Here is an 11,135-nt window from a genome sequence, read left to right as displayed (position 1 = left end):
GCCAAACACGGTGCCGCAGCAGCGCTCAACAAGCCCGTCGCTGCCTGAGGTTGACACAGGGAGTGTCATGGGGCCTCCCGGCCTGGACTGAGGAGTGGAGGGAGCGAAGCGACTGGAACGACGAGGGAAGGACGGGAGTTACAGCCCCATGACCCGCCGCGCCGGAGGCGTGGCATCAGTACAGTCATGTCGTGGAGTGTGTCAGACCACAGGCCGACGCACCGACCTGCAGACCGCGAGCGAGCGCCTCGGCGCGCTCCGACTTCTCTTCCAGCTGTACGACGAGGTTGCCGACACCCTGCAGTGCGAGGTCGCGGGCGATCTCGACGCCGAACTCGACCGCCTCGGCCGGTGTGCGCGCCGGGCGCCACAACACCCCGAAGTCGGCGGGCGGGCGGTCCTTGTGCAGATCGACGACCAGTACGTCGGCCTGTCGCAGATGGCTCGCATCGCCGCCGACGATCACGTGGACCCGCTGACCGGTTGCCGGTACGGCGTTCTGCGCGGCCTGCAGGGCGTCGTCGACGATCGACGTGTCGCGGCGGCCCCATTCCTCGTGGTGGATCGCCCACGACAGCGGGCGCCGCTTCGCCCATCCGGAACGCACGAGCTCGGGCGCTGCGGCGAACTCGTCGACGTACCCGACGCAGAGGTAGCCGACCAGCTCGATGTGGGCGGGCAGGTCGAGGACCGCGGCGACCTCACCTGGCTCGAAGAACGAGACCCAGCCGACGCCGAGGCCCTCGGCGCGGGCGGCGAGCCAGAGGTTCTGGATCGCGATCGCCGCGGAGAACATGGTCGTTCGCGGATCCGCATGCCTGCCGAGGACGTGCCGGCCGCCGCGGCCGGGGTCGCAGGTCACCGCGAGGTTCAGCGGGGTGTCGAGGATCGCCTCGATCTTGAGCCCGTCGAACGCCGCGCGGCGATCTTCCGGGAGGGACGCGGCGAACGCGTCCCGTTGCGCGGTCGCGAGATCGTGCACCTTGCGGCGGGTCGCGAGGTTGCGGATCACCAGGAAGTCCCACGGCTGGCTCAGCCCGACACTCGGCGCCCGATGCGCCGCCTCCAGCACCCGCCCGAGCGTCACGTCGTCAACGGGCAGGTCCAAGAACCCCCGCCGTACGTCACGCCGCTCAGCAATCACCCGCTGCACAACCTCCCGATCCCGCACGCCATACCCACCCGCCCGCTGGACGCCGATCGCGATGGTGGTGTTGGGGGTTTGCTGTTTCGGGACGAGGAGTTGGGCGCCGGTTGCGAGGACGGCTGCTTCGGCGACGCTCGGGGTTCCTTTGAGCTGCTCGACCTGCTCGCTCGGGGTCGGCACCGGCTGCTTGGCGAGCTCGTCCTTCGAGAACGTGCGAAGCTCTGCGCCGAGCTGCGCGACCAGTTCCTGCAGCGCGGGCTCGTTCTCCTTACCGGTGATCGTGACGACCAATCCGACCTCACCCGCGAGCTCATGCAGGGCTGTCGTCACGAGATCCTGCAGTTCCGCGTACGACGTACCGGTGCGGAGCCCGACGCCGACCACCAGGTTCACCGCGCACGCTCGCGGGCGGCAGCGACCAGACGAGCCGGGACGTCCGGTGTGGCGGTCCAATGCAGGTGCAGGTACGACGCGTGGACGTGAGGAAGGGTGATTCCTTCGACGCCGCCGGGGAGATGCCAGGCCGGTTGTACGTCGCCCTCGAGGTCGACCGTAGTGCGGTGGAACTCGTGGCCGCGCACCCGGCGTCCTTCGTCGAAGAACGCGGTGCTGGTCGCCGCAATCGCCGTACGGTAACCGAGTGTGAGGCGGCCGGTCATGCGGGCGGTCGCCGGGAGTACACCGGTCATCGGGTGACCGTCGAGCTCGCGGCAGAGGTACAGCAGGCCGGCACATTCGGCGATCACGGGGACACCGTCGGCGACCGCAGCGGCCACTTGTTTGCGCAGCTCGACGTTCGCGGAGAGCGCCTCGGCATGCAGCTCCGGGAAGCCCCCGCCGAGGTAGAGCGCAGCGGTTGCCTCGGGCAACGGATCGACGAGCGGGTCGAAGGTGACGACCTCCGCTCCGGCGGCAGTGAGCAGCTCGGTCGTCTCCGTGTAGTGGAACGAAAACACCGGCCCCGCCGCAACAGCCACTACCGATCGCATTCCCACATCTGCAGTCGGCTCGGGTGCCCATGGGGTGGCTTGGTGGGATGGGGCTGAGTGGGCGGCGGCTACTACCGCCTGTAGGTCTACGCCTTGGCGGACCAGTTCTGCGGCAGCGTCCACGGCTTGTTCGGCTTGGGTGTGTTGTTCGTTGGCGGGAATCAGGCCGAGGTGGCGGCTGGGGACTGTCAGGCGGGTGTCGCGGCGGAGGACACCCAGGACCGGTACGCCGGTCGGCGCGACCCCGGCTCGTACTTCGGCCTCGTGGCGGTCCGACCCCACCTTGTTCAAGATCACCCCGACGATGCGGATCTCGGTGTCGAAGGCAACGAAACCCTGGACCACGGCGCCGACGCTCCGGCCCGCCGCCGAGGCGTCGACGACCAGCACCACAGGTGCCTTCAGCAACTTCGCGACGTGAGCCGTCGAGGAGAAACCCTCCGTCCCGAGCGCACCGTCGTACAGCCCCATCACGCCCTCGACCACGGCCAGGTCCGCACCCTCGGAGCCGTGCTCGAACAGGGGACCTACCAGTTCCTCCCCCGACAGCATCGGATCGAGGTTCCGCCCCGGCCGCCCGGTCGCGACCGCGTGGAACCCGGGATCGATGTAGTCCGGCCCCACCTTGAACCCGGCGACCACATGCCCGGCCCGCCGCAACGCCGCCATCAACCCAACGGCAACGGTGGTCTTCCCCGCCCCGGACGCCGGCGCCGCAACCACCACCCGCGGAATCATCGCGACTCCCCCACTCCGCGCGGGCTCGCCGCCACCCCACGCAGGCTCGGTCGGGTTACCACTCGATGCCCTTCTGGCCCTTCTGGCCGGCGTCCATCGGGTGCTTGAGCTTCGTCATCTGGGTGGCGAGGTCGGCGGCCTCGAGGAGCTTCGGATGGGCATCGCGTCCGGTGATCACGACGTACTGGTGTCCGGGACGGTTGACGAGCGTGTCGACGACCTCGTCCACGTCGACCCAGCCCCACTTCATCGGATACGTGAACTCGTCGAGCACGTACAGGTCATGGGTCTCGGCGGCCAGCCGGCGCTGGATCTCCCGCCACCCCTCGACCGCGTCGGCAGCGTGGTCCTCCTCGGTGCCCGCCTTGCGGGACCAACTCCAGCCCTCGCCCATCTTGTGCCACTCGACCGGCCCGCCCTCACCGGTCGATTCGTGCAGCCGGCCGAGCGCCTTGAACGCGCTCTCCTCGCCGACCTTCCACTTCGCGCTCTTCACGAACTGGAAGACCCCGAGGTTCCAGCCCTGGTTCCAGGCCCGCAGCGCCATCCCGAACGCCGCCGTCGACTTCCCCTTCATCTCGCCGGTGTGCACCATCAGCAGCGGACGGTTGCGACGCTGGCGGGTGGTCAGGCCGTCCTCCGGCACGGTGACCGGCTGTCCCTTCGGCATCTCAGGCCGCCTTCCGTTCGGTGACCGTCCGAATGAGGTTGCCTGCGGCAACGTCTCCGAGGTCGAGGTACTCCGCTCCGAGGTCCGCGGCGAGCTCCGCCGAAAGTCCGAGACGGATGCCGCGGCGCGGCTCGCAATCCACCACGACGGTCGCGATCCCACGCTGCGCCAGCCATCCGGCGGCCTGGCGGGCGCGGGCGAACGCGTTCTCGCCGTGGGTCGCGCGGCCGTCGGTCACGAGCACGAGGAGCGGGCGCCGGCGCGGATCGCGGATCGCGGCGATCCGCAGTACCTCGCCCGCCTGCAGCAGCCCTTCGGCGAGCGGCGTACGTCCACCGGTCGGGAGGGATTCGAGCCGTCGTACGGCGGTCTCCACGCTGCCCGTCGGCGGCAACGCGACCGTCGCGCCGGCGCCGGCGAACGTCACGAGGCCCACCGTGTCGCGGCGCTGGTACGCGTCGAGGAGGAGCGAGACGATCGCCGTCTTCACCTCACCCATCCGCTTCTTCGTCCCCATCGAACCGGAGGCGTCGACGCAGAACAGCACGAGGTTCCCCTCACGCCCTTCCCGCACAGCAAGCCGCACGTCGTCCGCCCGCACTACCAGACCCGGACCGGTCCGCCCGCGAACTTTCTGGTACGGCGCTGCGTTGCGCATCGTCCCCAGCAGATGCGGCCGCCCGGCCTCCCGTCCGACCCGGCCGCGATCCCCCACTACACGCCCCACCTCGGTGATCGCCCGCGACCGCCGCCCCGCGACGCCGGCACCCGCCACCTGAACACTCAGCAGCCGGGCCTCGTACGGCGCAGAACTCCCGACCACCTCACCACTCGGCGTGGCGCCTGATCGGTCCGACTCGGTCGTCTTGTCCTCCGAGCTCTTGGGGTGCCCACCTGCCTCGGACGGGCTGTGAGCGGTGGTCGGATCCGCCGTGTCGGTTCCGGCGTGCTGTGCATCGGCAGGCTGAGCGCCCGTGTCCCTCGGCTCGTCCGATTTGTCCGATCCGTCCGCGCCCTCCGCGTCCCCCGCGCCGTCTGCTCGACTGGGGTCGGCCGCCTCGTTCCCGTCCGATCCGCCCGACCCGTCCGATCCGCCGGAGCCGCCAGGGCCGCCTGGACCCGGGTCGTCGTCGGGGTCTTCGGGTGGCGTGCTGTTCCTGATCGCTTCTTCGAGTTGCTGGTCGTCGAGGCCGGGAGCGTCGAAGGGGTTCCGGCGGCGGCGGTGCGGGAGGGCGAGTTTGGCCGCGGCCCGCACATCGTCGACCTCGACGACCGTACGGCCGGACCAGGCTGCGTGGGCGACCGCCGTACGGGCCGTGACCAGGTCGGCGCGCATCCCGTCGACGTCGAACGACGCGCAGATCTCCGCGATCTGGCGCAGCGCCGCGTCGGTCAGGATCACCTCGGTCAACAGATCGCGCGCCTTGACGATGCGTTCGGCGAGTTCCCGCTGCGCACCGTCGTACCGGGCAACGAAGCTCTCCGGGTCCGCCTCGTACGTGAGCCGCGCGCGCATCACCTCCACGCGGACGGCGGGATCGCGGCTGGCGACCACGTCGACCGTCAGCCCGAACCGGTCGAGGAGCTGCGGCCGGAGCTCGCCCTCCTCGGGGTTCATCGTGCCGACGAGCACGAACCGCGCCGGGTGAGTCACCGACACACCGTCCCGCTCGACGCTTGCACGCCCCATCGCGGCGGCGTCGAGGAGCACGTCGACCAGGTGGTCGTGGAGCAGGTTGACCTCGTCGACGTACAGCAACCCGCGATGCGCCGCGGCGAGCAGACCAGGCTCGTACGCCGTGACGCCCTCCGCGAGCGCCTTCTCCAGATGCAACGACCCGAGCACCCGATCCTCGGTCGCCCCCACCGGCAACTCCACCAACCGCGCAGCACGCACACCCCGCTCGCCGACACATTCCTCGCCCACATGCGGGCCCTCCGGGCAGGTCGGGTCCGGGTGGTCGGGATCGCAGGAGAAGCGGCAACCGGGCACGACGTCGACCGGCGGCAGGATCTCGGTGAGGGCGCGGACGGCGGTCGACTTCGCCGTACCCTTCTCGCCGCGGATCAGCACGCCGCCGATCGCCGGCGAGATCGTCGCCAGGATCAGCGCGAGCTGGAGATCGTCCATCCCGACGATCGCGGTGAACGGGAACGAGTTCGACGGTCCGCTGAATGACGGAGCCCGCATCGGCGGTGGTCCCTTTCGTCGAGCGGGTGTCCACGCCCGCTACGGCCGGTACGCCGGCCCACGATGATCGCGAGCCCGCGGACGGCGGCAGATGTCCTGGCTTCCGGGCCACGTCGATCTCCATGGCTCCCGGTCACAGTGGCGGGACCGCCCCGGACTCCCAGCACGCTGGTCACCGGTGTTCCTCCACAGCCGTCGGCCCGATCATGACACATCCGCCCGCACCACAACGCACCCCGGTCACGTGGGCCTCACCACGTACCGTGTGCCCATGATCAAGGCCGGCCTCAACGGCGACCGCACGCGGGCGGACCACCCGGGCGTGCCGATCACGCCCGACGAACTCGGCCGGGACGCCGCCGCAGCCGTGTCCGCCGGAGCTGACGCGCTGCACATCCACCCTCGCGGCGCGAGCGGGCTCGAGACCCTTGTGTACGCCGACGTGCAGGCAGCGGTGGCCGCCGTACGACGGGACTGTCCCGGTGTGCCCGTAGGCGTGTCGACGCGGGAAGGCATCGTCCCGGATCTGGACGAGCGACTCGGGTTGATCGCCGCGTGGGAGCCGACAGCGGACTTCGCGAGCGTCAACTTCCACGAGAAAGGCGCCGAACGCGTCGCGGACCTTCTTCTGTCGAAAGGCATCGGCGTGGAGGCCGGGCTGTTCACCTCCGACGCAGCACGGAAGTACCTCACATGGGGCGGCCCCGTGGTCCGCGTACTCGTCGAGGCGATCCCGTGCATCTCCCCCGGCCCGGACGGTATCTCCGCGGCCCGCGCCGTACTGGATCTGCTCCCACCCACCGACACACTGGTGCACGGCGAGAACGAGTGGGCCTGGCCGGTACTGCGTTGGGCCCAGTCGGAGGGGCACAACATCCGAGCCGGCCTGGAAGACATGCTCACAACCCCCGAAGGCCAACCAGCGCAGTCAACCGCGGACCTACTGCGCTACGTGTAAGTAGTCCGCGCCGTCTTGCGAACCGATCTCGACATCTGACGCCGTGTATCGCCCGACCTCAGGGCGGCGAAGGCCCTTCGCTCACACCGGAATCGCGACACGTCGGTGGCGTCGTGATTTGTCTCAATCGAACAGGTGTTCTAATGTAGGTTCATGACGGCGGTGGTGATGGCACAGCTTCCCGGCGAGCAGGCACTCGCCGGGGCCGAGGCTGCGTGGGCGCTGGTGCCGCCGGATGACTTGCCCGACCCCGCGGATCCATGTCCTCCGCGCTATCTGGGCGAGGAGGACTGGTACGACGACCTGCCGCCGATGTCGCGGGTGGACGGGCTGGAGTGGGAACTGTGGGCCGGGGTCGAGCAGGACGAGGCCGAACGCGAGATGCTGCGCCTGAAAGCACCCGCCTGGGTCTTCCTGCCACCCGGCGCCGAACTCGCCGCTGCGCTGGAGGAGTTGCGACCACAGTGCGAGTCACCGATCGCGCTGATCGAGGCCATGAAGGCCGCAGCCCGCATGGAAGCCTGGGCCGCGGCCATCAAGACCTCCGCGATGGCCTCATTCCACCGCCAACGCAAAGCCCAAGCCACCGAGATCCCCCGCCCCACCCAGATCGACTCCTCCGGCCGGCCGATCGACCCCGAACGCTCCTGGGCCGCCGAGATCGGCGCCGCGCTACGGCTGTCCACCAACACCGCAGCCCGCCACATCGACACCGCCTTGCATCTGACCGGCACCCTGACCGCGACCCACACCGCGCTGCGCTGCGGCGCCCTCACCTGGTCCAAGGCCCTCGCGATCTCCGAGGCCACCCGCGACCTCCCCGACACCGCCGCCCAAGCCGTCGAGGCACACGTACTGCGCCGCGCCCCCGGCCAAACCCACGCCAACCTGAACGCATCCCTGCGCCGCCAGGTCGCCAAACACACCACCCAGGACGCCGCGGAGCGACACCGCACCGCGGTCGCGGAGCGCACCTGCAAAATCGTCCCGCTCACCGACGGCATGGCCGGCCTGTGGGTCGTCCACACCGCCGACAAGATCCAGCAAATGTGGGTCGTCATCCAAGCCATGGCCGACCTCACCAAACGAACAACACCCACCACCAAGCCCGGCCAGGCAAGCAACGAGACGCCACCCACCCAGCCCGCCGGTGAGCCCAGCACCGCAGGCACCGACACGCCTCCCCCGCACCCCAGCAGCACAACCACGCCGCAAAACACCGCGGACACCCCCAGCACCCCAGACACCGACGCGCCGGCCTCCCACCACGCCAGCACGACCGCCCCGCAGAACACCGCGGACACCCCCGGCACCCCAAGCGCTGCCAGTACCCCGGGCACTGCCAGCGCCTCGGGCAACGCCAGCATCTCGGGCAACGGCAACAGCGCGGACAACACCGCCGTCGCCGATCCGCAAAGTGATCGCCGCTTGGTGGAGTTCGACGACGCGTCCCCGGGCGCTCGCAACTCCAGCGCTACAACCGACGCCGCCGCCGGAGCTCGGACGACCAAGACCAACGCCAGCGCCAGCGCTGACGCTGCCGGGGCTGATGCTGCCGGGGCTGATGCTGCCGGGGCTGATGCTGCCGGGGCTGACGCCCCGGGGGCTGGCGATGTCACCGGCAGGGTCCAGTCCGGAGCGGGCTTCTCCGGTGGATCGGCCGAGAAGGAGTCTGGTCAGCGGACAAAGGACGAGCGGAACATCGAGCAACGCCGAGCCGACGTAGTAGCCGACGTGTTCGAACACATGCTGCACAACGGCCTCGACTGGCTCGGCCGCCGACTACCCGACCAACACCGCCGACGACCCCACATCGAGATCCTCATCCCCATCACCACCCTCCTCGGCGTGGACAACGACCCCTGCGAACTCACCGGCTACGGACCCATCCCCGCCCCAATGGCCCGCCGCATCGCACGCGACGGCACCTGGCGACGACTCCTCACCGACCCCACCAACGGCACCATCCTCGAAGCCTCCACCACCCGCCACAACCCCGGCACCATCGTCACCGAGACACTCCTCGCCCGACACCCCGTCTGCGCCTGGCCCGGCTGCAACCGCACCTCACGCCAATGCGACCGCGACCACGCCACACCCTTCAAACAATCCGGCCACACAAACCTCACCGGGCTAGCGCCCTACTGCGAATACCACCACGTCATCAAAGACACCCCAGGATGGGGCTGGAAAACCACCACACACCCCGACGGCTCCATCACCCTCACCACCCCCACCGGCCACCGCTACACCACCGTCCCACCAGCCCGCGGCCCGATCGTCCAAAACCACAACGAGAACCACGACGAGAACCACGACGATCAGCGACCCCGGATCCATCCACCAACAAGACTGCCGTCGGAGGACCCACCACCGTTCTGACCGACAGCCTGTCTCGCCGTCAACGTCTCCAGACCCCGTCCACGTGGAAAGCTCCCGGCTAGCAACTGCCCCATCGCGACCCCAGCCGCGGCTCGATCGCTGCGCCCCTGCCCGCCCCCTGCCCGCCCCCTGCCCAGTCTCTGCTCAGTCGCTGCCCGATCCCGGCCCGATCCCGGCCCGGTGGCTGCCCGATCCCGGCCCGGTCGCTGCCCGATCCCGGCCCGATCCCGGCCCGGTGGCTGCCCGATCCCGGCCCGGTCGCTGCCCGATCCCGGCCCGATCCCGGCCCGGGCGATGCCCGATCCCGACCCGATCCCGACCCGATCCCGGCCCGGTCGCTGCTCGATCCCGGCTCAGTCGCTGCCCGGTCGCTGTTCGGTCGTGGTCGGTCGTGGTCGGTCGTGGTCGGTCGTGGTCGGCCGGCTTCTCAGGACCTGAGCGGATAGGCATCACGCTGGGCTCCACCGGTCGTGCCAATCGATCTGCTGTCCGACGACCAGCACGGTTGTCACGATGCAGAACGCAGCACGGTGATGTCGAGCTGCTTGGAGGCCGCTGGAGGCTGAGCTGACCGAGCCGCGGCGACATCTCAGTGTTCGCGGCCTGTCAGCGCGAGTCCTTAGTGGTCTCCTGCTGGTGTCGGGTTTGGCCGTGGGGGGTGACGTGTTGATTGACGAAGTTGCGCACCAGATCGGCGTACTGCTTCGGCTCTTCGAAGTGGGGGAAGTGGCCGGAGTGAGTGAAGGTGACGACTTGGCAGGTCGGAACGGTGTTGCGGTAGGTCTCAACCGAGACCGGGTCCATGGCGAGGTCGACGATGCCCTCGATGCCCTCGATCAGCAGGGTCGGCCGCGGCATCAGTGCCAACCGACCGAGCCAAGGACAGCTCCTGGAACGGTCGCCGAGACCGAATGGCAGCTCATAGGTCTTGTCCTCCGCCGTCAGCCGGCGGTCGGGCGTCGAAGTCCCAGAACGGGCAGTCGGAGATGACCGCGCCGACCGCCGAAGGATGCCGGATCGCGTACTCGACCGCGTAGTTGCCGCCGGCCGAGTGCCCGAGGATCGCTCAGCGCTCGATCCCGAGCCGTTCGCGCAGCTCCTCGAAGTCGGCCGGCAGCACGTCCAGATCGATGCGCTCACCCGGCGGCAACGGAGAGCGCAAGCTGGTCCGGTGCGATTACCCGCAGGGAGCGCCCCAACAATTCGTCCTGACACCGCTGCCAGTGGTAACCGCCGCCGTGGCCGTGGATGAACAACAGCGGTGGCGCGTCCGCCGGGCCGTGCTCGGCGACGGACCCGTTTATCGCATCAGGCGCTTCGCCAGGGCTGTGGCGGCGGCGTCGTCCCGGACCTCGCGGATGCCGACGATCGGCGTGACCGTTGCGAAGCCCTCGGCGAGGAGGGCCTCGTCGGTGCCTGGGACCGCGGCGGCTTGCGGGGTGCGCTCCACGGCGATCATCGGCTCACCCGACGGAGCGGTCGTGGCGACGAGACGGGTACGCCGGTTCACCGCCAGTGACGCGTGCCGTACGCCGGCCAGCTGGTCCAGCGGACGATCCGGAACGTTGATCGTCAGCACCGTCCCGCCCGGCTCGCCGGCGATCCACCCGAGCGCGTCGCCCGCGACGGTCGCCGCGGTCGCCCAGTGCAACGGGTCCTCCGCGTCGAGGCTGACGGCAACCGCCGATGTACCTGTCTCGGCCGCTGTCAGCGCCGCCGCGACGGTGCCCGAGTGGAAGATCGACACACCGATGTTCAGCCCCCGGTTGATCCCGGACAGCACCAGATCCGGCGGCGCACCGAACGCGCCGGCCTGCGCCATCGTCACCGCGATGGCCGGGGTGCCCTCGATCCCGACGAACGTCACGCCGTTCTCCACGTCGGACGCGGTCCGGATCGGCCGGTTGACGATCCCGGCCCGCGCGGAGCCGACACCGCTCTCGTCGATCATCGGAGCGACCACGAGTACGTCGTACCCGAGCTGGGCGATCGCCGGCGCGAGCGCCCGGATGCCTGGCGCTCGGTAACCGTCGTCATTGGTGATCAGCACTCGGGGCATG

General features: G+C 69.9%; 9 protein-coding genes and 1 riboswitch. Of the genes, 2 read left to right on the top strand and 7 right to left on the bottom strand.

Annotated elements, in window-relative coordinates; all coding sequences use genetic code 11:
* Positions 1-184: 184 nt before the first annotated feature.
* The 4 genes from bluB to EV651_RS43100 are packed head-to-tail and all read right to left on the bottom strand — an operon-like array spanning position 185 to position 5,735.
* Complete coding sequence (gene bluB, locus EV651_RS18500) at positions 185-1,540, bottom strand: 5,6-dimethylbenzimidazole synthase (protein ID WP_133786422.1); 1,356 nt, start codon at positions 1,538-1,540, stop codon at positions 185-187.
* A complete protein-coding gene (locus EV651_RS18495; RefSeq protein ID WP_133786421.1) occupies positions 1,537-2,874 on the bottom strand; it encodes a cobyrinate a,c-diamide synthase in 1,338 nt (445 codons plus the stop codon). Before EV651_RS18495 ends, bluB begins: the two co-directional genes overlap by 4 nt.
* 55 nt (positions 2,875-2,929) lie before the next feature.
* Positions 2,930-3,544 carry a cob(I)yrinic acid a,c-diamide adenosyltransferase gene (gene cobO, locus EV651_RS18490; protein WP_133786420.1) on the bottom strand — a complete coding sequence of 205 codons (615 nt, stop codon included), beginning with the start codon at positions 3,542-3,544 and terminating at the stop codon, positions 2,930-2,932.
* A gap of 1 nt (position 3,545) precedes the next feature.
* A complete protein-coding gene (locus EV651_RS43100) occupies positions 3,546-5,735 on the bottom strand; it encodes a magnesium chelatase subunit D family protein (protein ID WP_166658652.1) in 2,190 nt (729 codons plus the stop codon).
* A gap of 68 nt (positions 5,736-5,803) precedes the next feature.
* A riboswitch (cobalamin riboswitch) is annotated at positions 5,804-5,947 on the bottom strand.
* 59 nt (positions 5,948-6,006) lie between these two features.
* On the opposite strand from EV651_RS43100, the gene EV651_RS18480 reads away from it, so the two are divergent.
* Complete coding sequence (locus EV651_RS18480) at positions 6,007-6,693, top strand: 3-keto-5-aminohexanoate cleavage protein (RefSeq protein ID WP_133786419.1); 687 nt, start codon at positions 6,007-6,009, stop codon at positions 6,691-6,693.
* A gap of 153 nt (positions 6,694-6,846) precedes the next feature.
* The gene (locus EV651_RS18475) at positions 6,847-9,075 is read left to right on the top strand and encodes an HNH endonuclease signature motif containing protein (protein WP_133786418.1); all 2,229 of its coding nucleotides are present in this window, start codon (positions 6,847-6,849) and stop codon (positions 9,073-9,075) included.
* Between the two features lie 606 nt (positions 9,076-9,681).
* Here EV651_RS18475 and EV651_RS18470 read toward each other — a convergent pair.
* From EV651_RS18470 to surE, 3 genes are all read right to left on the bottom strand, one after another.
* Positions 9,682-9,933 carry an alpha/beta fold hydrolase gene (locus EV651_RS18470; RefSeq protein WP_133786417.1) on the bottom strand — a complete coding sequence of 84 codons (252 nt, stop codon included), beginning with the start codon at positions 9,931-9,933 and terminating at the stop codon, positions 9,682-9,684.
* Positions 9,934-9,994: 61 nt separating this feature from the next.
* The gene (locus tag EV651_RS43280) at positions 9,995-10,138 is read right to left on the bottom strand and encodes an alpha/beta fold hydrolase (RefSeq protein WP_133786457.1); all 144 of its coding nucleotides are present in this window, start codon (positions 10,136-10,138) and stop codon (positions 9,995-9,997) included.
* A gap of 237 nt (positions 10,139-10,375) precedes the next feature.
* A complete protein-coding gene (gene surE / locus EV651_RS18460) occupies positions 10,376-11,134 on the bottom strand; it encodes a 5'/3'-nucleotidase SurE (RefSeq protein WP_133786416.1) in 759 nt (252 codons plus the stop codon).
* Position 11,135: the final 1 nt, after the last annotated feature.

The sequence above is a fragment of the Kribbella sp. VKM Ac-2571 genome, from assembly GCF_004362255.1.
Classification (GTDB): domain Bacteria; phylum Actinomycetota; class Actinomycetes; order Propionibacteriales; family Kribbellaceae; genus Kribbella; species Kribbella pratensis.
The sequence above is the reverse complement of the archived record's forward strand: the minus strand, read 5'-3'. Positions and strand labels throughout refer to the sequence as shown.

What these genes read in the sequence shown, in the direction of transcription:
- EV651_RS18480 (WP_133786419.1), top strand. Translation starts at nt 6,007, where the DNA reads ATGATCAAGGCCGGCCTCAACGGCGACCGCACGCGGGCGGACCACCCG.
- EV651_RS18470 (WP_133786417.1), bottom strand. Translation starts at nt 9,933, where the DNA reads ATGCCGCGGCCGACCCTGCTGATCGAGGGCATCGAGGGCATCGTCGAC.
- EV651_RS18475 (WP_133786418.1), top strand. Translation starts at nt 6,847, where the DNA reads ATGACGGCGGTGGTGATGGCACAGCTTCCCGGCGAGCAGGCACTCGCC.
- surE (WP_133786416.1), bottom strand. Translation starts at nt 11,134, where the DNA reads ATGCCCCGAGTGCTGATCACCAATGACGACGGTTACCGAGCGCCAGGC.
- cobO (WP_133786420.1), bottom strand. Translation starts at nt 3,544, where the DNA reads ATGCCGAAGGGACAGCCGGTCACCGTGCCGGAGGACGGCCTGACCACC.
- EV651_RS43100 (WP_166658652.1), bottom strand. Translation starts at nt 5,735, where the DNA reads ATGCGGGCTCCGTCATTCAGCGGACCGTCGAACTCGTTCCCGTTCACC.
- EV651_RS18495 (WP_133786421.1), bottom strand. Translation starts at nt 2,874, where the DNA reads ATGATTCCGCGGGTGGTGGTTGCGGCGCCGGCGTCCGGGGCGGGGAAG.